This is a genomic window from Elstera cyanobacteriorum (assembly GCF_002251735.1).
Taxonomy (GTDB): domain Bacteria; phylum Pseudomonadota; class Alphaproteobacteria; order Elsterales; family Elsteraceae; genus Elstera; species Elstera cyanobacteriorum.
In genome coordinates this window covers 323,249-346,309 of record NZ_NOXS01000035.1, presented here as the reverse complement: position 1 = coordinate 346,309, position 23,061 = coordinate 323,249, and the positions used below count along the sequence as shown (strand labels likewise).

The following is a 23,061-nucleotide window of genomic DNA, read 5'->3' as shown; positions in this document are numbered from 1 at the left end:
CCGGTTACCGGGCGATCAGTACGCCCAGCATCAGCGCCCCCACGGCGATGCGATACCAGGCAAAGGGGGTAAAACCGTGCCGGGCGATGAAGCCAACGGCGGTACGCACCACCAGCAGCGCCGTCAGAAAGGCGGCAAGAAAACCCACGGCGATTACCACGCCGCCATCGAAAGACAAATCGGCGCGGTTTTTGTAAACATCATAGATGGTCGCTGCCAGCATGGTGGGCACAGCCAAGAAGAAGCTAAATTCGGCGGCGGTCTTGCGATCAAGCCCCATCATCCGCGCCCCCAGGATCGTGGCGCCGGAACGCGACACGCCGGGGATCATCGCAAGGCACTGGATAAACCCGATGGCAAGCGCGGTTTTCGGCGGCATATCGGCAATATCGGTAAAGCGTTCTTTCGGATGCAGCCCCTCGATCACCAGAATGACGATCCCGCCGACAATCAGCGCGATGGAGACGACCCAGGGGGAAAACAGCACGCTTTTTATAAAGCCATGCGCCCCAGCGCCGATGATCATCGCGGGCAGGAACGCGAGCAGGATCGCCAGAATGAAGCGCTGCGCCGCCTTATCCTTCGGCGCTGCCAGCAGCACGCCGAACAGCTTGCGCCAGTAGAGCACGACAATGGCAAGAATGGCGCCAAGCTGAATGACAATCTCGAAGATCTTGCCCGGCGGCCCTTCGAAGCCGATGAGATGGCCAAGCAGGATCAGATGCCCGGTGGAGGAGACGGGCAGAAACTCCGTCAGCCCTTCGATCAGCCCCAGAAAAAGCGCCTGCCAAAATACGCTGTCCACGGTCATCCATCCTCACGGCGATCTAACCCCCGCTGTATAGGGGTTTCCGGCGCCTCTGTCGAACCTTGCACAAGGTTCCCTGCCAATGGGACAGGAGAGGCGACCGAAAATTGCGCCTAAAGGATGATTGACGCGTCAGGTTTATCGCCTAAGACTGCGCTGCGGTAAAACGCCTCGCACCGGGGCGTTCCCGATAAGCATGGTTGAACCTGCCGCCGACCGAACGGCGGCAAATGCGACTATCAGAGGGGGAGACTGACTCGCATGAATAAGGTCCACGCGACCGCCGTCGATGCCCTGGCCGGGCGTCTGTTCGACGGGATGGTGATCATGGCCGGGGGCTTCGGCCTCTGTGGCATTCCTGATGTCTTGATCGACGCCATCAAACTCGCCGGGGTGAAAAACCTCACGGTCATTTCCAACAATTGCGGCGTCGATGGCGTTGGCCTCGGCAAGCTGCTGGAAGCGCGCCAGATCAAAAAGATGATCTCGTCCTATGTTGGCGAGAATAAGCTGTTCGCGCAGCTTTACCTGTCGGGCGAGCTTGAGCTGGAGTTCAATCCGCAGGGCACGCTGGCCGAACGCTGCCGTGCGGGCGGCGCCGGGATCGCCGGGTTCTACACCAAGACGGGTGTGGGTACGATCGTTGCCGACGGCAAGGATGTGCGCGAGTTCAACGGCGAAAAATACGTGCTGGAAACCGGGCTGGTGGCCGATCTGTCGATCATCCACGCTTGGAAGGCCGACCGCGAAGGCAACCTCGTCTACCGCAAGACGGCGCGCAACTTCAACGCGCCGATGGCGACGGCGGGTAAGTTCACTGTCGTGCAGTGCGAGCATCTGGTGGAGATCGGCGAGATCGACCCCGATCAGATCCACACGCCCGGTATTTTCGTGAACGCCATCGTTCATACGCCCGATGCCGAAAAGCGCATCGAACAGCGCACCACCCGGCCGCGCGCCTAACATCGGATCGGAGCACAGACTATGGCTTGGACCCGCGATCAAATGGCCGCGCGCGCCGCACAGGAATTGCGCGACGGTTTTTACGTCAACCTTGGCATCGGCATCCCGACGCTTGTCGCCAATCATATCCCGGACGGTATGCATGTGACGCTGCAAAGCGAAAACGGCATGCTGGGCATCGGCCCCTTCCCCTATGAAGGGGAAGAAGACGCCGATCTGATCAATGCCGGGAAGCAGACCGTGACGGCGCTGCCGCAGTCGAGCTTCTTCGACAGCGCCACCAGCTTCGGCATGATCCGCGGCGGCCACATCAATCTCGCCATTCTCGGCGCGATGCAGGTGGCGGCTAATGGCGATCTCGCCAATTGGATGATCCCCGGTAAGCTGGTCAAGGGCATGGGCGGCGCGATGGACCTCGTGGCCGGGGTGCAGCGCGTCGTCGTCGTCATGGAACATAACGACAAGGACGGCGGCCCGAAGATTCTGCCAGCCTGCACCCTGCCGCTGACCGGCACGCAGGTGGTGGATCGGATCATTACCGATCTCGCCGTCTTCGATGTGGACCGCAAGAACGGCGGCCTGACGCTGATCGGTCTCGCCGATGGCGTGACGGCCGACGAGGTTAAGGCCAAGACGGGCGCCCCCTTCGCGGTGGCGCTGTAAACGGCTTAACAAGACGAAACCCCGGCGACCGCCCCCCGCCGGGGTTTTTTTATGTTGTCTTAAACTGGCGGCAGCTTCATTTCCGTCACGTCGAACGTCTGCCACACGCCGTTTAGCGTATAGGGATCGCTGTTCAGATAGGCGTCCAGCGCGGCGCGGTCGGGGAAATCGGCGATCAGGGCGCTGCCGTTCATCGTGCCTTCTGCACTCAGTAGTGCGCCGCCGACGATAATGTTTCCGGCTTCCTTATATTTTTTCACATTCGCCAGATGGGCGTCACGGGTGGCGAGGCGGCGGGACAGCGCGTCGGCGTCGGTACCGTCGCGGGCAATGACCAGAAACTGCATAGCTGGGTTCCTTTAGTTTCACACCAAACCATTGGGGATGCGGCCCAGGATGAAAAGCCGAGTGCGGACCTTAGCGCCGCCGGGCGTTTCCCTGGAAGACCCTTCATGCCGCTGCCGCTTCTCCTCTCCCATCCCTATGCCAGTTTCGAGGCGGCAATCAAGCGCTGCCCGATGCCGGTGCAGGCGGCGATCTGGATGATGCTGTCGGGCTTGGTCTTCTCCAGCATGGGGGTGTTGATCCGGCTGGTGACGGTGGACTTGCACCCGTTCCAGGTCGCCTTCGTCCGCATCGCCGTGGGGATCCCCTTGCTGGTGCCGCTCATCTGGCGGCAGGGGATCAGCGTGCTGCGCACCAATCAGTTTCCGGCCTATCTGCTGCGGACGTTCTTCAGTATTTCCGGCCTGTTGGGCGGGTTCTACGCCACGGCGCATTTGCCGTTGGCCGATAGCGTTTCCTTCAGCTTTACCGCGCCGCTCTTCGCCACCTTGGGGGCTGCGGTTTTTCTGGGGGAAGTGCTGCGGGTGCGCCGGATTATGGCGCTGGTCATCGGTTTTATCGGCGTGCTGGTCATCTTGCGCCCGGGCCATGCGCCGCTGTCGGTCGAAATGATGGTAGCTCTGTGGACGGCGGCGGCGTCTGCCGGGTCGATCCTCTCGGTCAAGCGGCTCTCGACCACCGAGCCGTCGACCACGATTGTCGCTTATCTGTCGCTATTGACGACGCCGATTGCGCTTATCCCGGCGCTTTGGGTGTGGCAGGCGCCGACGCCGGGGCAATGGGCGGTCATGGTCTCCATCGGCATTTTGGGAACGGCGGGGCAGATTTTCGTGACCCGCGCCTATAGTCTGGCCGATGCCTCGATGGTCCTGCCCTTCGATTATCTGCGCCTGCCGATTACGGCGGTGCTGGCCTATCTGATTTTCTTCGAAACCCCGGATGCGCTAACCTTCGTGGGTGCGGGGATCATCGCCGGATCGACCTGCTTCATCGCTTGGCGCGAGGCGCAACTGGCCCGCCGGGCGCAGGTCGAAGACTAGCCCCGCTTAAACTTCTCCAGCATCTTGCGGGCGGCCTCGCGATGCGCCTCGGTGATTGCGCCGCCCGCGAGCTTAATCGCCCCGATCAGCACGGCAAAATCATCGCCATAGCCGAGGGCTGCGATCCAATCGGGCACGGTATCGAAGGGCAGCACGAAATAGGCGAGGGCGGCGGTCAGCGCCAGTTTGGTCGTCGCGGGGGTTTTCGGGTCGCGCGCCGCGTACCAGGCGGCCAGCAGATCGCCCGCGAACGGCAGGCGGGCGGCGAGGCGCTGGAGCTTTTTCCAGAACGAGGTTTCGACAAGCTGGGCTTGGCGCTGAGCCTCCTCCGGCGTTTTTGGCAGAACCAGCACGGGCAGGTTGCGCAATTCGGCATCGGTCATCGCGGGCGGTTCCCTGTGAGCGTTCCCATTGGTCGCAGGTAAGCTCTCTTGCCTTCGCTGGCAAGCGCCTGTATTGCCTCATCCGCAAATTCCCTTTTGCCCTGGATGGAAAAGATGGACCTGTCGAAGATCAGCATCGGCCCGAACCCGCCGGAAGACGTTCACGTCGTCATCGAAAACCCGCGCGGCCTGCCGCCGGTGAAATATGAAATCGACAAGGACAGCGGCGCGCTGTTCGTCGATCGGTTCGTGCATACGTCGATGGTGTATCCGGTCAATTACGGGTTCATTCCGCATACGCTGAGTGGCGACGGCGACCCCGTGGATATCATGGTCGTGACCGATCATCCCATCGTGCCGGGCTGCGTCATCCGCGCCCGCCCGGTCGGCGTGCTGATGATGGAAGACGAAAGCGGCGTCGACGAAAAGATCCTGGCCGTTCCGGCAACGAAGCTGTGGCCCGCCTATAAGGATGTGGAGCATTACAGCGACTTACCGGAAATCCTGATCGACCAGATCAACCACTTTTTCACCCACTATAAAGACCTCGAAAAAGGCAAATGGGTGAAGGTGCTGGGCTGGGAAGGCCCGGAGAAGGCCAAGGAACTGATTTTGGCCGGGATTGAAACGGCAAAGCAGAGGTAATCTTCCGCTTCTGCCAGAAGATGAGGAGCGCGGTTAAGCTAAACCGCGCTCTTTCTTTATCGTCTCCCAGGCGGCATTGATCCCGGCCAGGGTTTCGGTCGCAAGGCTGATGGCTTCCGCAGGCAAGCCACCGGCGATCAGCCGGTCTGGGTGATGGTCGCGCACCAGCGCCAGATAGGCGCGGCGAATATCGGCATCGCTGGCGCTCGGCTCCACCCCCAAGGTGCAATAGGGATCGCCGCAGCAGGCATCAAGGCCCAGATGCCGTTGCAGCACCGCACGGAAGGCTTGGCCTTCAAACCCAAAAATCGCGGCTACCTGCTGAAGATAGGTCACCTCATCCGGGTGGATTTCGTGATCGGCGCGGGCGATGGCGGCAAGGCTGCCCAACAGTTCTTCCAAGACCGGCGACGCGGGCGGAAACAGCGCGGCGATCTGGCGCGCGTAGGTTTCGAACCCGGCGGTGTTGCGGCGGGCCAGGTCAAAAACGCGGCGGGCGTTCTCCTGCTCTTCCGGCGAGACGGTGAATAGGCGGCGGAAAGCGGTAATTTCTGGCAGCGTCACCGCGCCATCGGCCTTCGCCATTTTCGCCGATAGGGCAATAACGCCGATGGTGAAGGCGATGGATTTCACCGCCTGGTCGGGCGGCGGCAGAGGCCGGTCGCCGGTCAGCCGGTCACAGGCATCGCCAAGGAAATCATGGATCAAGCCGCCCAAAGGCCCGCCGAGCACCCAGCCGACGCCGGCCAGAACAGCGCTGACGGTGATCAGATCCATCGGGAAGGGCCTCCTCTCCGGCTTAGGGTTGCACGTGATGCACGGCACCTTATCGCCCCGATGCGGTTTCGTCACCCGCCAGAACGGGCCTGGGGGGTTGACGGATGGGGCAGGCGCCGTTACCTATGTAGTCACGCTAAATGCTGCGCTGCACCATAAGCAGTGCCCCGATTTATCGGGAGTTGTGAGGCTAAGCCACCGTAAATTGCGGCGGCGCAAAAAGCCTCCGGGAGAGAACGATCCGCGATTGGACCTGACGATACCCCGCCGTGTGGCCGGGGGAAGGAGGGTGTGATGGGTCATTTCCGTAAACTGGGCGCCGCCGATGCTTCGGCGATGGTCGATCATCTCTGCCGCCTGCCGGATTCCGACCGGCGCCTGCGCTTCCACGGCACGGTTTCGAGCGAGTGGATCGCCCGCCGGTATGCGGGGCTGGACTGGAGCCGCACCGTTGCGGTCGGCGTTTTTGTTGAAGGCGTGCTGCGCGGTTTTGTCGAACTGGCGTTCGAAAGCCCGCTGCCCGTGCCGGAAACCCGCGCCGAGCTGGCGATTTCTATCGAACCCGACTTCCAGCGCGCCGGTCTGGGGCGGGAATTGACGGGCCGTGCGGTCACCATCGCCCGCAATCGCGGCGCGCAGCACTTGATTATGCTCTGTCTGCCAGAAAACCTGCCGATGCGCCGCATCGCCAAGCGCCTATCGGGCGTGATGCACCAGGAAGATGGGACGGTGGAAGCCGACCTCGACCTCACCGCTGCAACGCCGGTGTCCTATTGGCTGGAGGCGATGCAGGACGCCGCCGATGCGGTGACGGGTGGGCTTGAGTATTGGCCGCGCCTGATTCGGCCCCTCCTGCCGCCCACGCCGCAAGCCGCCTGATTTTTCAGCGTCCCCCCTTGCGGCCCGGCCCGGTCTGCGCCACCTTGGAACGGTGTTAACCAAAGCCGAGGGGGCGCGCTGTGTCGATCAATCTCTATTACTGGCCGACGCCGAACGGTCATAAGATCACGCTGTTTCTGGAAGAAGCCGGGCTGCCGTATCAGATCAAGCCGATTAATATCGGCGCAGGGGAGCAGTTCCACCCGGATTTTCTGAAGATTGGGCCGAACAACCGCATGCCGGTGATCGTCGATCACGCCCCGGCGGACGGGGGGGCGCCGATTTCGGTCTTCGAATCGGGCGCCATTCTGCTCTATCTGGCCGAAAAGACCGGTAAGTTCCTGGCCAAAGACCTGCGCGGCCGCGTGCAAACGACCGAATGGTTGTTCTGGCAGATGGGCGGCCTGGGGCCGATGGCCGGGCAGAACCACCATTTCGTGCAATATGCACCGGAAAAAATTCCCTACGCGATGGACCGCTACGTGAAGGAAACCAACCGGCTGTATGGTGTGTTGAACAAGCGCCTGGAGGGCCGGGAGTTTATCGTCGATGCCTATTCCATCGCCGATATGGCGGCCTACCCCTGGATCGTCCCGCACGAGCGCCAGGGCCAAAACCTCGACGATTTCCCGAACCTAAAGCGCTGGTTTAACGCCATCGCCGCCCGCCCGGCGACGATTGCCGCCTATGCCAAGGGCGAAGGGATGCGCAAGACCCCGACGATGACCGACGAGGAGAAGAAAATCCTGTTCGGCCAGACGGCGCGTTAACACGCCGCGCTCCTCCCGCCGCCGCGCCTATCCTTGGGTAAGCGCGGCGATCTGGGCCTCAAGGTCGGCAATGCGGGCGTCCCGCGCTGCCAGCGCATCGGCGACATCCGCCGCCTCGAACCGTTGGGGGATATGCTGAGGGCAGTTGATGTCCCAGGCGGCAACGCGGATCAGGATGGCCCGTTCCGGCACGCCTTCTGCCATGGGATCGTGCAGGCGGGCGATCAGGTCCGGGTCGTCTTCGATCACCTGTGCCGTGCCCCAGAGTTTGATGCGACGGCGGTGGGTGTAATCCATGAAGAACAGATGCACCTTGGGGTTATCCAGCAGATTGCCCCACGACAGATACTGGCGGTTGCCGCGATAATCGGCAAAGCCGAGCGTTTCGGAATCAAGGGTTTTCAGAAACCCCGGCGGTCCGCCCCGGTGCTGGATATAGGGCTGACCGTCGGCGGTGGCCGTTGCCAGATAGAAGCTACGCTGGGCGGCTAGAAACAGCGTTAGATCGGCGCTTACTTCCGTGCGGAACTCCCCGCGCGCTTCCATTTTGGCATATTGCGCGCGCGATCCCAGCCGCGTTTGCAGGGCTTTGACGCTGGGCGTGAAGGCGATATCGCTGCTGGGCGACTGGGACATGGCGGGCGCTCCGATTTTAGCGTTTTAAGGCAAATGCGTCGTCGCGGGGCGCGTGACCCGCTCGGGATTTGCCTTAGGCGGCGAGGGGGAAGTCGATTTCGGTATCGAAAGCGTTATTGATCAGATTGCTGAAGGTCACATGGGTGACGACGCCAACGATCTCGATCAAGGCCGCATCGGAAAAACCCGCGGCGCGGGCGGCGGTCAGCGTTGCCGGGTCGATCCGGCCCTGACTGCGGGCCACCTCGGTGGCGAAACGCACGGCGGCGTCGGCCTTGGTATCGGTCGATCCACCCGCCCGGTTGGCGCGAATTTCCGCCGCGTCGAGTTTGGCGAGATGGGTGGCGAGATAACCGTGGGCCGCGCCGCAATAATCGCAGCTATTGGCCTTGGAGACCGCCAGCGCAATGCGTTCGCGGGTCTTCAGGTCAAGCTCCCCCTGGCTCAGGGCGGCGCCCAGGTCGAGATAGCCCGTTAACGCGGCGGGACTTGTGGCGAGCAGACGGAAGAAATTCGGCAGGCTGCCAAGCTGGGCCTGAACCTTGCTCAGCAGCGGCTGGCTGGCAGCGGGGGCGGCGTCGAGGCTGGCGGGGGTCGGGATATGGGACATTGGGTCTCTCCTGCGGGGCGGCCCCACTGTGGGGCGCCGTTGAGAAGACCCTCTCATCTTTCCTAACTTGCGATAATTCAGTAAATCTAAAACAGACTATTGCGATTTTTGGGATAATCATGGATCGGCTGCAGGCGATGCGGGTGTTCGTGGGCGTGGCGGACGGGGGCGGCTTTGCCCCGGCGGCGCGCAAGCTGGGTTTGACGCCCTCCGCCGTGACGCGGTTGGTGGCGGGGCTGGAGGAGCATCTCGGCCTGCGCCTGTTGAACCGCACGACCCGGGCGGTTTCCCTAACCGATGCCGGGCAGCGCTATCTTATTCGCGCGCGTCAGCTTTTGCTCGATCTTGATGAGGCGGAGGCGCTGGCGCGGGAGGAACGGGCGCATCCCGCCGGGCGGCTGACGGTGGCGGCGTCTAACGTCTTCGGGCGGCTGCATGTTAGCCCGCTGATGTGCGACTATCTCTCGCGCCATCCAGGGGTTTCGGGGGAGCTTCTGCTGTCTGACCGTAACGTCGCGCTGGTCGAAGAGGGGATCGACCTTGCCGTGCGCATCGGCGATCTGGCCGACCAGAGCGTGATTGCCCGGCGCTTAGGGGCCGTTCGCCGTATCTTGGTGGCAACCCCCGCCTATCTGGCCGGGCGCGGCGTGCCGTCCCATCCGGCGGATCTGTCGGCGCATGCGCTGATCCACTTCGCGATTGCTCCGGGGGTGGCCGAATGGCGCTTCCAGGCCGAAGGGCAGGACATTCGCCTGCCGATCCAGCCCCACTACACGACCAATAGCGCCGATGCGGCGATCTGGCATTGCGCCCGCAATGGCGGCATCGTTCGGCTGCTGTCCTATCAGGTGATCGATGCCGTGCGGGCGGGCGATTTGGTCCCCCTGCTCACCGCCTTCGAACCGCCGCCGCTGCCGATCCATATTGTTCATCCCGGCGGGCGGCTGGTTCCGGCGAAAGTCCGCGCCTTCATCGATCAAGCCGTGGCGGAGACTGCGTGGGATTTTACCGCTTTCTAGTCTTGCACGGGGGGCGGGGCGGCCCGTCCGTATCGTCGCTTGTCGCCTGCCCACCCCGGGGCCTAGGGTCGCGGAAAGGGGAGAAATGTCATGGCGACAATTGTTGCACCGCAAAAGCACCGCGTCTCCGGTTCGGCCCTGGAGGCGGCGGTGGCCGAACTCAAACAGCTTCTGGGGGACGAGCGGGTAAGCACCGCCCAGGCCGTGCGCGACCATCATGGGCGCGACGAATCCTGGCACCCGACGATGCCGCCCGATGCGGTGATCTTCCCCGAGACGACTGAAGAAGTGGCGAATGCCGTCACCATCTGCGCCGCCTATGGCGTACCGGTCATTCCCTATGGCACCGGCACCTCGCTGGAAGGCCATGTGGCGGCGCTGGAAGGCGGCGTGACCATCGATTTGCAGCGGATGAATAAGATCGTCCGCGTTAGCCCGGAAGACCTGGATTGCACCGTACAGGCGGGGGTAACGCGCAAGCAGCTTAACGAATATCTGCGCGATACCGGCCTGTTTTTCCCGATCGATCCGGGGGCCGATGCCTCCTTAGGCGGTATGAGCGCCACCCGCGCCTCCGGCACTAACGCCGTGCGCTATGGCACGATGCGCGAAAATGTGCTGGGCCTTACCGTCGTGCTGGCCGATGGCCGGATTATCAAAACCGGCGGGCGGGCGCGCAAATCCTCGGCGGGCTATGACCTGACCCGGCTCTTCGTCGGCTCCGAAGGCACGCTGGGGATCATGACCGAGATTACCCTGCGGCTCTATGGTATCCCTGAAGCCATGTCGGCGGCGGTGTGCAGCTTTAAGACCCTGGAAGGGGCGGTCGATACGGTCATTCAGGTCATGCAGTCCAGCATTCCGATGGCGCGGATTGAGTTGCTCGACGATGCGCAGATGGACGCGATCAACCGCTATTCCAAGCTCGATTACCCCGTCGCGCCGACGCTGTTTTTCGAGTTCCACGGCACCGAGGCGGGGGTGAAGGAGCAGGCGGAAATCGTGCGCGCCTTCGCCGAAGAAAACGGCGGCGGCGGTTTTCAGTGGGCGACCACCCAGGAAGATCGCTCGCGCCTGTGGAATGCCCGCCATATGGCCTATTATGCCGCCCTCGGCCTGCGCCCCGGCGCCCGCGGTCTTACCTCGGATGTCTGCGTGCCGATCAGCGAGCTGGCGCGCTGCATCCACGAAACCAAGGCCGATCTGGCCCAGAGCAGCCTACAAGGAACCCTGGTCGGTCATGTCGGCGACGGCAATTTCCACATGCTTTATCTGATCGACCCCGACAGTCCCGCCGAGATTGCCGAAGCCGAAGCGCTGCACGAACGGCTGGTTCACCGCGCGATTGCCTGTGGCGGCACCTGCACGGGCGAACACGGCGTCGGCTACGGTAAAATCCCCTTTATGCAGGCCGAACATGGCCCAGCGATGTCGGTGATGCGTCAACTGAAGCGCGCCTTTGATCCCAGTAATATTCTGAACCCCGGCAAGATCGTAAAGATTTAAGCGGAAAGCGCGGTCGCCGGGCCACGATAGCTTGTGCCGTTGAACAGGAACCCCCTGCATCCTGCTGGGGGTTTCTTTATGTCCGTTTTGCTGTCCTTTTCGCTTGAAACTGTAATTTTTTTCTAATTTCGGAAGGGAGACATTCTGAAAAAAACAAGAAACAAAAACTCCCGCCGTTTAAGCCCCAATTTCGCCAGAATCAGCTTGACCCGCCTGGGATTCTGGGGATTTTAACCCATAGGAAGTGCCACAGGGACTGGTCGAAACCAAAAAAAACGATCAGGGCGCGGACTGAGGAACGGGTTGAACAGGACGGTCGGTCGGGTTTCCTCGTCCGCCGTGCTTGAGGCTTCATCGCTGTGGCTCCTTCGATCATCGAAGGCGGCCCGGCCGTGTGTGGGGGCTGGCTTGGAATATTTCCTACAACAATTGATCAATGGGCTCACACTTGGGTCCATTTACGGGCTGATTGCCATCGGGTACACGATGGTTTACGGCATCATCGGCATGATCAACTTCGCCCACGGCGAAGTGTATATGATCGGCTCTTTCGTGGCGGTGATCGCCTTTACCCTTCTGGCGGCGGCAGGAATTTCCGCCGTGCCGCTGGGGTTGGTGGCGGTGCTGCTGGCGGCGGTGTTCTTTACTGCCGTCTACGGCTGGGTGATCGAGCGCGTGGCCTATCGGCCCTTGCGCGGCGCCCCCAAGATCGCGCCGCTGATTTCTGCCATCGGGATGTCGATCTTCCTGCAGAACTACGTGCAGTTGGCCCAGGGGGCGCGCGTCAAGCCGATCCCGCCGGTGGTGCGCGGTAGTTTTGAGCTCTTGCACCTCGACGGGTTCACCGTCCGCCTGACCTACATCCAGATCTTCATCATTGTGATGACGATTCTGCTGATGGTCGGCTTTACCTATCTCATCACCCGCACGCCGTTTGGCCGTCAGCAGCGCGCCTGCGAACAGGACCGCACGATGGCGGCACTGCTGGGGGTGAATGTCGATCGCACCATCTCCCTCACCTTCGTGATCGGCGCGGCGCTGGCCGCCGTGGCAGGGGTGATGGTGACGATGTATTACGGCGTTGTCGATTTCTACATCGGCTTCCTTGCCGGGATGAAGGCCTTCACCGCAGCGGTGTTGGGCGGGATCGGATCGCTGCCGGGCGCCATGCTCGGGGGCCTGCTGATCGGCCTGATCGAAGCGCTGTTCTCGGCCTATTTCTCCATCGAATATAAGGATGTCGCATCCTTCTCGATCCTCATCCTGGTGCTGATGTTCATGCCGTCCGGCCTGCTGGGCCGGCCTGAAATCGAGAAGGTCTAATCCATGTCCACTCAGGTTTCGCCGGGGATGGCGCGCCGCGCTATCGATGTTCCGGCTCTGCTGAAGGATGCGGTGATGACCGCCTTCGTCAGCTTCTTTCTCGCCTTTCCGCTGATTGGCTTGCAGACCTACGACCAGAACGGCGCGCTGTCTGTGCGCGGGCGCTGGGACCTGTTGGCCTATGCCGTGATTGCGGGTTTTGTCGGGCGGTTGCTGTTCAAGCTCTTCCTGGAATTCAAACCGGTGAAGAAATCGGCCGAACCGACGCCCGAGAGCATTGCCCGGCAAAAGATGATCGGGATGGTCTTGCGCTATGTCCTGTTGGGCATCGCCATTTCGCTGCCGTTCCTGCCCTTCTCCGACCGTTCGTGGCTGGATCGTGGCATCAACGTGCTGATTTACGTGATGCTCGGTTGGGGGCTGAATATCGTCGTTGGTCTCGCGGGGCTGCTCGATCTCGGCTATGTCGCCTTTTACGCGGTCGGCGCCTATAGCTACGCGCTGCTGTCGATCAACTTTGGCCTGAACTTCTGGGAGTGCCTGCCGCTCGCCGGGCTGTTTGCCGCGATCTTCGGTGTTCTGCTCGGCGCGCCGACCCTGCGGTTGCGTGGCGATTACCTCGCCATCGTCACCCTCGGGTTCGGGGAAATCATCCGCGTCGTGCTGCTAAACTGGGGCTCGCTTTCTGGCGGGCCGAACGGCATCGCCTCGATCCCGCGCATGGATTTCTTCGGCATCGCGCCGTTTGGGAACCGCGAGGGGGCGTTCCATACCCTGTTTGGGCTGGAATATGAGCGCACCCACCAGATCATTTTCACCTATTTCGTCATTCTCGCTCTGGCGTTGCTGACGAATTGGCTGGTCAATCGCTTACGCAAGCTACCGATTGGCCGCGCCTGGGAAGCCCTACGCGAAGATGAAATCGCCTGTAAATCGCTGGGCATGAACCCGACCAACACCAAGCTAACGGCCTTTGCCATCGGTGCTATGCTGGGCGGGTTCGCGGGCAGCTTCTTTGCGGCGAAGCAGGGGTTCATCAACCCCGAGAGCTTCACCTTCATGGAAAGCGCGACCATTCTCGCCATCGTCGTGCTTGGCGGGATGGGCAGTCAGATCGGCGTCGTCTTTGCCGCGCTCTTCCTCGTGCTATTGCCGGAAGTGACGCGCGATTTCGAACAAAGCCGCATGCTGCTGTTCGGGGCCGCAATGATCCTGATCATGGTCTGGCGTCCGAAGGGGGTTGTCTCGCATCGCGAACCTACCCTGCGGCTTCATACGAACAAGGGGGCCTGAGATCATGGCTCAGTATGACGATAGCGCCGTCAAAAACCCGCTGCTGCGGGTGGATGGGCTGACCATGCGCTTCGGCGGTCTCGTCGCCATCGACAATCTGTCGCTGGTCGCGGGCCGGGGGCAGATCACGGCGATCATCGGCCCGAACGGCGCGGGCAAAACCACGCTGTTCAACTGTCTCACCGGCTTCTACAAGCCGACCGAGGGCAATTTGACCTTCCACCATCCTGACCGCGATTATCAGCTTCAAAAGCTGGATAATCATAAGGTCGCGCAAGTGGCGGGGGTGGTCCGCACCTTCCAGAATATCCGTCTCTTCCCGAAGATGACGCTGCTGGAAAACCTGATCGTCGCCCAGCACAATGCGCTGATGCGTGCTTCGGGCTATACGTTCCTTGGCCTGTTCAATCTTGGCGGCTATGCCAAGGCCGAAAAGGAAGCGGTGGAAAAGGCGAAATATTGGCTCGACCTCGTGGGTCTCACCCACCGCGCCGATGAAGAAGCCGGGAACCTACCCTATGGGGCGCAGCGCCGGGTAGAAATCGCCCGTGCCATGTGCGTTGGTCCGAAGCTGCTCTGCCTTGACGAGCCGGCGGCGGGTTTGAACCCCTCCGAATCGCTCGAACTCAACAAGCTGCTGTTCCGTATCCGTGATGAAGAGCAGATTGGGATTCTGCTAATCGAACACGATATGAGCGTGATCATGCAGGTGTCGGACCGCATCTATGTGCTGGATCACGGCAAGCGGATTGCTGCGGGCACGCCCGAAGAGATCCGTAATGACCCGGTCGTCATCAAAGCCTACCTGGGCGAAGAGGAAGACGACGAACTGCCGCCGGAGGTCGCTGCCGACCTCGCAACCCACGGGTGATGCCGATGCCGATGCTCGAACTCAAAGGGGTCCACACCTATTACGGTCATATCCAGGCGCTGAAAGGCGTAGATGTGACGGTGGAACAGGGCGAAATCGTCACCTTGATCGGGGCGAACGGCGCTGGGAAATCGACGCTGCTCATGACCATCTGCGGCAATCCGCGCGCGGCGCGCGGTACGGTTACCTTCGAAGGCAAGGATATCGGTCGTTTGCCGCTCAAAGATATCGCCCGGCTGGGTATTCAGCAGGTGCCGGAAGGGCGGCGTATCTTTTCGCGCATGACCGTTCTTGAAAACCTCCAGATGGGCTGCACCTTGGCCGATCCGGCGAACTATAAGAACGATCTCGACCGAATGTTTGCGATGTTCCCGATTCTCGAAAAGCGGCAGGCGCAGCGCGCCGGGACGCTCTCGGGCGGGGAGCAGCAGATGTTGGCGATTTGCCGCGCGTTGATGAGCCGCCCGCGCTTGTTGATGTTGGACGAACCGTCGCTGGGTCTTGCGCCGCTGATCGTGAAGCAGATCTTCAAGACCATTCAGGATCTGAACCGCGAGCATGGTACGACGATCCTGCTGGTCGAACAGAATGCTTTCCACGCGCTGAAGGTGGCGCACCGGGCCTATGTGCTGCAAAATGGCGAAATTCGCCTGAAGGGCAGCGGGCAGGAATTGCTGTCGAACCCGGAAGTGCGTGCGCTTTACCTCGAAGGCGGTCACCACGCTGCCTAACGGTCAATAATCGCTGTGAACAGAGAGCCGGGGCTGTACCAACTGCCCCGGTTTTTCTATTCGGCCTAGGATGATAGAGAGAATTTTAACGACATACAGGGTAATACTGCCGTTGTCGTATCACGGGTTTCCGTTATGCTGTACGACAAGCCGCAGAAAGGCGGCGATTTGACCTAGGGGTTCTCAGAAAGGGGACTTCGTGATGCAGCCGATTACCCTCAGTGCGCGTATGCGCACGAACCTTCTTGTGCTTCAGAAGACGCAGGACGCGCTTGCGGCGACCCATGTGCGGATTAGCACGGGGCGGAAGGTTGATCGGGTTGTTGATGATGTCTCGAGCTATTTTCAGATCAAGAGCCTGGATGACCGGGTAGCTGGTTTTGAAACCCGACGGGATGAGATTGATCAGTCGGTTTCTGCAATTTCTACGGCTCTGACGGCAACCTCGGCGATTGATGGTCTTTTGCGTCAACTTAAGGGAATTCTGGTCGCGGCTAAAACATCCACGGCGTCGGAACGGTCTGCCTTAAGTGTTCAATATAATTCAGTAAAATCTCAAATTGATTATATGACTGCTGACGCGAGCTATCAGGGGCTAACGCTTGTTGCGAATTCACAAGCTCGGTTAGCAACCGAGTTTTCTGATCGGTCGGCAAGCCGGTTAGATATTACTGGCCAGCGTTTGACGACCTATAATACATCGGCAGCGGGAACGCTCGGCACGGTTACCAATGCGTCGATTGCTTCCCTCGTAACGCTTACGGCCCCGACGGTTGGTCTTTATTATCTTGAGCGTGGGGGGAGCACAGGGGCGAATTTCTCAGCCGTTGCCGTCGTAAAATATGCGTTTGGAAATTCTGTTGGTGCAGCGGTTCCGACGGATCTTATTCAGAATGGGACCGTTGTTTCGGCTAATATCGTCAATCCCTATTATCTGAATGTAGCTTCCATTCGCGGGCTGTATACCGATACCTATACAAATACGTCAGGGCTAAATATTTTCTTTGCCTCGCAAATGTTTATTTATGTTGGGGCGGAGTTAACGGGCTCTGCGGCCATCCAGACCGTCTCGACCGGTGGCACTCTCTGGTCTGCGGCGATCTTCGCCCCAGATACGGGGCTTGGCGCGGAAACTTTTAACCGGGCGCTGGATTTTGTTGTTGCTGGCGTTGACGATGCCATTCTCCAAAACCGCAGTTTTGCAGGAAGTATGGTAACGAACGTCTCTATTCTGCAAACACGGTTGAGCTTTACCCAGGATTATATGCGCTCTCAGACCAATGGCGCGCGCGCGTTGGCTTTGGCCGATGTGCAGGAAGAAGGGGCAAACCTTGTCGCCCTGCAAACCAAACTGCAATTGGTCACCCGCGGCCTTGCATTTGGGGCAGAAACCGAACGGTCCATTCTTCGAATTTTTAGCTAAATCCCGAACCCGACCTGGGCTTTCACTTCCTCCATCACCGCATAGGTATGGGTTTCCCGGACCGAGGGTAGGCTGACCAGCGCATCGCCCAAGAAGCGGCGGTATTCGGCCATATCCTTAACGCGAGCCTTGACCAGATAATCGAAACCACCCGCGACCATATGGCATTCCAAGACCTCCGGCATATTCCGCACGGCAGCCGCGAAATTGCTGAAGGCGTCTGGGGTGGTTCGGTCGAGCAGTACTTGCACGAAGACTAACAGCCCCCGGTCGAATTTCTCAGGGTCCAGCAGCGCTGCAAAGCCCGTGATATAGCCTTCCCGCCGCAGCCGTTTGACCCGGTCAAAGCAGGCGGCGGGGGACAGGTGGATGGCACGGGCCAGATCGGCATTCGACAGACGGCCATCCTGTTGCAAAACCCGGCAAATTTTAAGATCGAGATCATCCAGCATCGGCGGTTTCGTCTCGTTTAACGAAGAATCATCGGTGTTGGATTTTATAATCCGCTAGATCATCGGAAACTACCCTTAAATTCCAGACGGAAACCCGATGAAAACTATGATATTCCGAATAATCATATGAACCTAACCCGCTGGGGCCGATACGGCTTCGGCCTGCTTTCGGAGTGTCGCATGTCGTCTTCGGCCCCCGCTCTTCCGGCCCCTGTGCAAGCCCTGCGTGCCGCCATTGCGCCCTATTATCGGGCGGATGAAAATAAGGTCATTGCGGAACGTATCGAGCAGGCGAAGCTCGATCCGATTTTGGCGGACCGGGTGCGCACCCGCGCAACGCAACTTATCGCCGGGATGCGGCTGAAATTGGAAGGCGGCGGCCGCGTCGAACAATTCTTGCAGGAGTATCAGCTCTCTACGCGTGAAGGGGTGACGCTAATGTGCTTGGCCGAAGCCCTGCTACGTATTCCCGACGCGGAAACCGCCGATAAGCTGATCCGCGATAAGCTGGGCGGCGCCGATTGGGATGCCCATCTCGGCAAGTCGGAATCGGTGCTGGTCAATGCCTCCACCTGGGCGCTGATGCTGACCGGGCGGGTGGTGAACCTCGATAAGCCGGAACCGCAGAAGGGCGGCTTCGTGTCGGATATGCTGGGCAAGCTGGTCGCCCGCTCCGGGGAGCCGGTGATCCGTGCCGCCATCCGCACGGCGATGAAGATCCTTGGCAAACAGTTTGTCATGGGCCGCACCATCGAGGAAGCGCTGGACCGCGCCGTCCCGGCGGAGAAGGAAGGCTACCGCCACTCCTACGATATGCTGGGCGAATCGGCCCGCACCCGCGCCGATGCCGACCGCTATTTCAAAGCCTATGAAACGGCCATCCGCGCCATCGGCACGGCGGTTAAGGGCCGCCCGATGATCGATGCGCCGAATATCTCCGTTAAACTCTCCGCCCTGCATCCCCGCTACGAGGTGGCCCAGGCCGATCAGGTGATGCGCGATTTGGTCCCGGCGCTGTTGAAGCTGTGCCAGACCGCCAAGGATGTCGGCATCGGCCTGATGGTTGACGCGGAAGAATCGGAACGGCTGGAAATTTCGCTCGATATTCTCGCCGCCGTCTCGGGCGACCCGAGCCTTAAGGGCTGGGACGGGCTGGGCCTCGCGGTCCAAGCCTATCAAAAGCGCGCGCTGCCGACCTTGCAGTTTCTGGACGCGATGGCGGCGGCCCACGGGCGCAAGCTACTGGTGCGCCTGGTCAAAGGCGCCTATTGGGACAGCGAAGTGAAGCGCGGCCAGGAACGCGGCCTGCCGGGCTATGCCGTCTTCACCCGCAAGGCGGGGACGGACGTCAGCTATCTCGCCTGCGCCAAATTCATGCTGGCCTCGAAGAACTTCTATCCGGCCTTCGCCACCCATAACGCCATGACCCTGGCGGCGATCCTGGAATTGGCGGGCAATCGCACCGATTACGAATTCCAGCGCCTGCACGGGATGGGCGAGGCGCTGTATCAGGGGGTGGTCGGCCCTAAGGCGCTCAATCGCCCGTGCCGCGTCTATGCGCCGGTCGGCAGCCACGAAGATTTGCTGGCCTATCTCGTCCGCCGCTTGCTGGAAAATGGGGCCAATACCTCCTTCGTCAATCAGGTTGCCAAGGCGGGCGCCCCGATCGAAAGCCTGACCCAAGACCCGGTGACCTATATGAGCGCCCAGGCCGATAAGTCCCATCCGCGCATTCCGCTGCCCGCCAATCTCTATGGGCCGGAGCGGCTGAATTCCAACGGCATCGACCTGTCAGACCCGCTGCAAACCGATCCGCTGATGGCCGATCTGGTGAAAGAATGGCAGAAGGCGACCTTCGCCCGGCCTTTGGTGGGCGGGAACGATGGGGTGGGCGCCGAGCAGCCGGTGCTCGACCCTGCCGACCATAATCGCTCCCCCGGCACGGTGGTCGAGGCGACGGTGCAGGATGCCCATGAGGCGATCAGCCTCGCCCTGGCGGCGCAGCACGATTGGTCAAACCTTGGGGCGGACGTGCGCGCCGAATGTCTGATGCGGGCGGCCGATGCGATGGAGGCCCAGCGCACGCGGCTGCTGGCGCTGTTGATCCGCGAGGCCGGGAAAACCCTGCCGGATGCGATTGCCGAAGTGCGCGAAGCCATCGATTTCTGCCGCTATTACGCCCTGCTGGCCCGCCGCGAGTTTCTGCCGGAACCGTTGCCCGGCCCGACGGGCGAGACCAATCAGTTGCAACTGCATGGGCGCGGCGTTTTCGTCTGTATCAGCCCGTGGAACTTCCCGTTGGCGATTTTCGTGGGGCAGGTTGCCGCCGCCTTGGTCGCGGGGAATAGCGTTATTGCCAAACCGGCGCCGCAAACGCCGCTGGTGGCGTATGAGGCGGTGAAGCTGCTGCACGCCGCGGGGGTTCCGGGCGATGTGCTGCACCTCATCCCCGGCGGGCCTGCGGTCGGCGAGGCTTTGGTAACCGATCCGCGCATCGGGGGCGTAGCCTTCACCGGTTCTACCGAAACCGCGCGGCGGATCAACCGCCATCTCGCGGCCAAAGACGCGGCCATCGTACCGCTGATCGCCGAAACCGGCGGGCAGAACGTGCTGATTGCCGATAGTTCCAGCCTGCCGGAACAGGTGGTGCAGGATGTGATTATCTCTGCCTTCCAATCGGCGGGGCAGCGCTGTTCGGCCTGCCGGGTGTTGTTCGTGCAGTCGGACGTGGCCGATAAGGTGATCAAGATGCTGTCGGGCGCGGCGGCGGATTTGATCTTGGGTGATCCGGGCAAGCTGTCGACCGACATCGGCCCGGTCATCGATGCGGCGGCCCGCGACCGGCTGACCGCCCATAGCCAGCTCATCGGTCAGATTGGCACCCGCCATTTCAAGGCGCCGCTGCCGCCGGGGGCGGAGAAGGGCACGTTCTACCCGCCCGAAATCATCGAGATCGATAGCCTCAGTCGTCTCGACCGCGAAGTTTTCGGCCCGATCCTGCATGTGGTGCGGTGGGAGGCGAGCGCACTGGATAAGGTGGTGGAGGCCGTTAATGCCACCGGCTACGGCCTAACCCTGGGCGTGCATTCGCGCATCGATGAAACGGTGCAGCGGGTGATTTCGAAAGCCCGCGTCGGCAATGTCTACGTCAACCGCTCGATGATCGGCGCGGTCGTCGGCGTGCAGCCCTTCGGGGGCGAGGGCCTGTCGGGCACCGGGCCGAAGGCGGGCGGGCCGCGCTACCTTACGCGCTTTGCGGCGGAACGGACGATCTCGGTCGATACGACTTCGGCGGGCGGGAATGCGTCGCTGATGTCGATGGAGGAATAGGGGGAGGGGCGGGTGAGCGGCCCTGTGCCCTCACCCGCCGTATCATTTATTCGGGCCTAGGATTTTCTCGGCTTCGTCGCTGCAAACAGTGCGAACCCCCCGCAGAGCGCGGCGATGTAATAGGCGAGACCATGCCGCGTCGCTTCCATCGCGACCCCCGCCAGCACGGGGCCCAGCAGCGCGCCGACGCCCCAGACCAGCCCCATCGCCGCATAAATGCCGACCAGTTCCGCCCCAGCAAAGCGGCTGCCGACAATCGTCAGCATTATCGTATAGATGCCGACGAAAACCCCGCCCCAGATGAACAGCAGCGTGTAGGTCGCCCATTCATTGCCCAGCACCAGCGGCCAGAGCAAAGCCCCCGCCGAGGCGGCGGCGGCAAGGATCAACACAAAGCCGGTGCGGTTCACCCGATCACCGATCCAGCCGATGGGCAGTTGCAGCAGAATGGCGCCGATCATCATCACGGCCATCAGCCGCGCCGCCTCCCCCTCCGCCCAGCCCAAGGCTATGGCGTAGAGTGAGAGGAACGACAGGCCAGTGGTTTCCACGGCGGCGTTCAGCGTTACCGCGGCGATGGCGACGGGGGCCATCGCCATAAACCGTAGGGGGGAGCCGGGGGCGGGCTTGTCGAACTGCGGAACTTCCAGCCCCGGCCAGGCGATCAGCGCGGCGGCAGCCAGAATGATGGCGGCCCCGGCCCAAAAGGCGATGCCGCCGTCCGGCCCCAAGACCGACAGGATGACCGGGCCAAGCGCGAAGCCGACCGACAGGGCGGCGGTATAGACGGCCATCGATTGGGCGCGGGTTTCTTCCGTCGAAAGGCTATTGGTCCAGGTTTCCGACAGAACGAACAGGATTTCCGACGCCATGCCTAGCAGGATACGCAGCGGGAACCATAGCCAGAGGAAGGGCAGGGCCGGAAAAGCCACCAGCAGCCCGGCGGCCAGCAGCAACGCGAAGATCACCAGCCGCCGAATGCCGGTTCTCACCACCAGCTTCGGCAAGAAGGTCGCCGTGATCAGCACGCCAACCGCGTGCATGGCGACATTGGCGCCGATCCACCCTTCGCTGAGGCCCATCTTGGCGAGATCGAGGGCAATCAGCGCGGCGGAGAGGCTATAGGATAGGCCGAACATTAGCGCGACAAGGCAGACCGCCGCGCGGGAGAGAATGTCGGGGCGAATCATGGCAGCTTGCCTTTCCGCTCGAAGGTTTTTGCGCTCAGGCGGGCGCGGTAGATGAACCAGCGCAGCCGTTGCAGCCAGGGCATCTTCTGCCCGCCGTTGATGACGCGGTTGAGGGCGCGGGCATAATCGTGGAACAGGCCGGGCGTCCAGGTCATGGCGATGGCGCGATTGCGCGCCAGTATCGCGCCCCAAAGGTCGGGGTCGAGCAGCAGGCCGAGCAGCCGCAGCCACGGGCGCCGTCCGGCCAGAACGCCTTCCAAGGCCGCATCCAGCCCGGCCGCCGCAACGACCGAACAATTGCGGTTGGTCAAATGATAGGTTGGATCTTGGCTATAGCCCAGCCAGAAAGCCAGCAGGCGGCGGTAGCTGTAGCGCGGGAACTGAAGCTGGACGTCGGCGGCGCACCACCAGTCCACGTCGCCTTCATAACTATCGTGGAATTCGCCCTTCTGGATCGTATTGGCCAGCGCTTGGAGCGAACTCAGCTTGTTCATATTTTCCGGGATCGCCAATTCCTCGCTGGGGTAATGGCTGATGTAGAGATCGGGCTTCACCTCCAACGCCGAATGGCCGGTGGAATAGCTGCCGTCTTTATCGACGGCAGCGAGATAGCGGTCCATCAGCAGGCGGCGTTCGGGATCGGCGGCGACGCCCATCGGTGTCCAGACATAGACGGTCAGCGGTGGGCGGGCCAAATCTTCCGGGTCATCGTCGCCCACGAGGATCGGGGCGTGGCTATACCAGCCGCGTTTGGCGAAGATCGGCAGATTCAGGATCGAAAATTCCGGCGGCAGGGTGCGGAACGATAGACCGAAGCTCATCAAGAACCAGCCAAACAGCCCCAGCATCAGTCCGGTCGCCAGCAATACGGCGCTCTCATAGGGCAGCGGCCAGCCGAGGGCGATCATCGGCGCTGCCAGAATTTCGATCACCCCGATCAGCAGCACGAAGCGCCAGCCGGGAAATAGAATGACGAGCGTGGAGGCAATGCGGAAAGCGCCATCAATCAGCAGCGCAATCCCCAAGGCGATGGCGAGCGCTACCGGCGTCCAGAAGGCCGAGAGCAGCACCAAGGCCCCCGTCAGCGCAAGGCCGCCCGATTTCAGAAAAGCGCGGAAAGGGCTGCGGTCGCGTGCGGTCGCCCCGCCAAGGGCGACGACCAGCCCATTGATCAGAAAAATTCCGCCCAGGATGACATGGGCGATCAGCAACGCATGGCTGGCCGGGCCAAAGGCAACGAACAACCCCAGCAGAATCAACGCCAGCCCTAGCGCCGCGACGATATACCATTTTCCCCGGAAGGCGTTGGCGCCGATCAGGATGAACGCAATCTGAAACATGAAATTCCCACGCAAGTGCAGCCGGTTAGGCGGCGCAACTATGGTCGAAGATGCGACCGATGAA

The 23,061-nt window shown here is 61.5% G+C and carries 23 protein-coding genes; 14 read left to right on the top strand and 9 right to left on the bottom strand.

Translation table 11 applies throughout. The features are described 5' to 3' along the window. Nucleotides 1-4 precede the first annotated feature (4 nt). A complete protein-coding gene (locus CHR90_RS18140; protein ID WP_373283872.1) occupies nt 5-805 on the bottom strand; it encodes an undecaprenyl-diphosphate phosphatase in 801 nt (266 codons plus the stop codon). 264 nt (nt 806-1,069) lie between these two features. On the opposite strand from CHR90_RS18140, the gene CHR90_RS18135 reads away from it, so the two are divergent. Both CHR90_RS18135 and CHR90_RS18130 read left to right on the top strand, forming a co-directional pair. Beyond that, a complete protein-coding gene (locus CHR90_RS18135) occupies nt 1,070-1,771 on the top strand; it encodes a CoA transferase subunit A (RefSeq protein ID WP_094410523.1) in 702 nt (233 codons plus the stop codon). Nucleotides 1,772-1,792: 21 nt separating this feature from the next. Further along, nucleotides 1,793-2,434, top strand: a complete 642-nt coding sequence (locus CHR90_RS18130) for a CoA transferase subunit B (RefSeq protein WP_094410522.1) — start codon at nt 1,793-1,795, stop codon at nt 2,432-2,434. 59 nt (nt 2,435-2,493) lie between these two features. Here the strand turns inward: CHR90_RS18130 and CHR90_RS18125 are convergent, their stop codons facing one another. Then, nucleotides 2,494-2,781 (bottom strand): YciI family protein, encoded by a 288-nt coding sequence (locus CHR90_RS18125; protein ID WP_094410713.1) that lies wholly within the window; start codon nt 2,779-2,781, stop codon nt 2,494-2,496. 105 nt (nt 2,782-2,886) lie between these two features. Between CHR90_RS18125 and CHR90_RS18120 the strand changes: the two genes are divergently transcribed. Beyond that, nucleotides 2,887-3,819, top strand: coding sequence for a DMT family transporter (locus tag CHR90_RS18120; protein ID WP_170941462.1), 933 nt, complete (start codon nt 2,887-2,889; stop codon nt 3,817-3,819). On the opposite strand, the gene CHR90_RS18115 is transcribed toward CHR90_RS18120, so the two are convergent. Further along, on the bottom strand, nt 3,816-4,202 hold the full coding sequence (locus CHR90_RS18115) for a YkvA family protein (protein ID WP_094410520.1): 387 nt from the start codon (nt 4,200-4,202) through the stop codon (nt 3,816-3,818). The genes CHR90_RS18120 and CHR90_RS18115 overlap by 4 nt on opposite strands. Before the next feature lie 114 nt (nt 4,203-4,316). On the opposite strand from CHR90_RS18115, the gene ppa reads away from it, so the two are divergent. After that, nucleotides 4,317-4,847, top strand: coding sequence for an inorganic diphosphatase (gene ppa, locus CHR90_RS18110; protein WP_094410712.1), 531 nt, complete (start codon nt 4,317-4,319; stop codon nt 4,845-4,847). A 33-nt stretch (nt 4,848-4,880) separates the two neighbouring features. Here the strand turns inward: ppa and CHR90_RS18105 are convergent, their stop codons facing one another. Then, on the bottom strand, nt 4,881-5,624 hold the full coding sequence (locus tag CHR90_RS18105) for a TerB family tellurite resistance protein (protein ID WP_094410519.1): 744 nt from the start codon (nt 5,622-5,624) through the stop codon (nt 4,881-4,883). A 294-nt stretch (nt 5,625-5,918) separates the two neighbouring features. Between CHR90_RS18105 and CHR90_RS18100 the strand changes: the two genes are divergently transcribed. Both CHR90_RS18100 and CHR90_RS18095 read left to right on the top strand, forming a co-directional pair. Beyond that, nucleotides 5,919-6,503 carry a GNAT family N-acetyltransferase gene (locus CHR90_RS18100; protein ID WP_094410518.1) on the top strand — a complete coding sequence of 195 codons (585 nt, stop codon included), beginning with the start codon at nt 5,919-5,921 and terminating at the stop codon, nt 6,501-6,503. An 80-nt stretch (nt 6,504-6,583) separates the two neighbouring features. Next, the gene (locus CHR90_RS18095; RefSeq protein ID WP_229671526.1) at nt 6,584-7,273 is read left to right on the top strand and encodes a glutathione binding-like protein; all 690 of its coding nucleotides are present in this window, start codon (nt 6,584-6,586) and stop codon (nt 7,271-7,273) included. A gap of 27 nt (nt 7,274-7,300) precedes the next feature. Here the strand turns inward: CHR90_RS18095 and CHR90_RS18090 are convergent, their stop codons facing one another. Together CHR90_RS18090 and CHR90_RS18085 are read right to left on the bottom strand one after the other, a co-directional pair. Next, nucleotides 7,301-7,909, bottom strand: coding sequence for a pyridoxamine 5'-phosphate oxidase family protein (locus CHR90_RS18090; RefSeq protein ID WP_094410517.1), 609 nt, complete (start codon nt 7,907-7,909; stop codon nt 7,301-7,303). Nucleotides 7,910-7,982: 73 nt separating this feature from the next. Next, entirely contained in the window at nt 7,983-8,519 is a 537-nt protein-coding gene (locus CHR90_RS18085; protein WP_094410516.1) for a carboxymuconolactone decarboxylase family protein, read from the bottom strand. A 119-nt stretch (nt 8,520-8,638) separates the two neighbouring features. Between CHR90_RS18085 and CHR90_RS18080 the strand changes: the two genes are divergently transcribed. The 7 genes from CHR90_RS18080 (at nt 8,639) to CHR90_RS18050 (ending at nt 16,685) form a co-directional block, all read left to right on the top strand. Then, nucleotides 8,639-9,538, top strand: coding sequence for a LysR family transcriptional regulator (locus tag CHR90_RS18080; RefSeq protein WP_094410515.1), 900 nt, complete (start codon nt 8,639-8,641; stop codon nt 9,536-9,538). A gap of 90 nt (nt 9,539-9,628) precedes the next feature. Beyond that, nucleotides 9,629-11,044, top strand: a complete 1,416-nt coding sequence (locus CHR90_RS18075) for an FAD-binding oxidoreductase (RefSeq protein ID WP_094410514.1) — start codon at nt 9,629-9,631, stop codon at nt 11,042-11,044. 408 nt (nt 11,045-11,452) lie between these two features. After that, complete coding sequence (gene livH, locus CHR90_RS18070; RefSeq protein ID WP_094410710.1) at nt 11,453-12,367, top strand: high-affinity branched-chain amino acid ABC transporter permease LivH; 915 nt, start codon at nt 11,453-11,455, stop codon at nt 12,365-12,367. Nucleotides 12,368-12,370: 3 nt separating this feature from the next. Beyond that, a complete protein-coding gene (gene livM / locus CHR90_RS18065; protein ID WP_094410513.1) occupies nt 12,371-13,660 on the top strand; it encodes a high-affinity branched-chain amino acid ABC transporter permease LivM in 1,290 nt (429 codons plus the stop codon). A gap of 4 nt (nt 13,661-13,664) precedes the next feature. Continuing rightward, nucleotides 13,665-14,531 (top strand): ABC transporter ATP-binding protein, encoded by an 867-nt coding sequence (locus CHR90_RS18060; protein WP_094410512.1) that lies wholly within the window; start codon nt 13,665-13,667, stop codon nt 14,529-14,531. Nucleotides 14,532-14,542: 11 nt separating this feature from the next. After that, nucleotides 14,543-15,262 (top strand): ABC transporter ATP-binding protein, encoded by a 720-nt coding sequence (locus CHR90_RS18055; protein ID WP_094410709.1) that lies wholly within the window; start codon nt 14,543-14,545, stop codon nt 15,260-15,262. Between the two features lie 202 nt (nt 15,263-15,464). Further along, nucleotides 15,465-16,685, top strand: a complete 1,221-nt coding sequence (locus CHR90_RS18050; protein ID WP_094410511.1) for a flagellin — start codon at nt 15,465-15,467, stop codon at nt 16,683-16,685. On the opposite strand, the gene CHR90_RS18045 is transcribed toward CHR90_RS18050, so the two are convergent. Further along, entirely contained in the window at nt 16,682-17,137 is a 456-nt protein-coding gene (locus tag CHR90_RS18045; RefSeq protein WP_094410510.1) for an Lrp/AsnC ligand binding domain-containing protein, read from the bottom strand. The two genes, CHR90_RS18050 and CHR90_RS18045, sit on opposite strands and share 4 nt — an antisense overlap. Before the next feature lie 180 nt (nt 17,138-17,317). Here CHR90_RS18045 and putA point away from each other — a divergent pair, with 180 nt between their 5' ends. Continuing rightward, nucleotides 17,318-20,467 (top strand): bifunctional proline dehydrogenase/L-glutamate gamma-semialdehyde dehydrogenase PutA, encoded by a 3,150-nt coding sequence (gene putA / locus CHR90_RS18040; protein WP_094410509.1) that lies wholly within the window; start codon nt 17,318-17,320, stop codon nt 20,465-20,467. Nucleotides 20,468-20,523: 56 nt separating this feature from the next. On the opposite strand, the gene CHR90_RS18035 is transcribed toward putA, so the two are convergent. Then, on the bottom strand, nt 20,524-21,657 hold the full coding sequence (locus tag CHR90_RS18035) for an MFS transporter (RefSeq protein ID WP_094410508.1): 1,134 nt from the start codon (nt 21,655-21,657) through the stop codon (nt 20,524-20,526). Beyond that, nucleotides 21,654-22,997, bottom strand: coding sequence for an HdeD family acid-resistance protein (locus CHR90_RS18030; RefSeq protein WP_094410507.1), 1,344 nt, complete (start codon nt 22,995-22,997; stop codon nt 21,654-21,656). Before CHR90_RS18030 ends, CHR90_RS18035 begins: the two co-directional genes overlap by 4 nt. Nucleotides 22,998-23,061 lie beyond the last annotated feature (64 nt).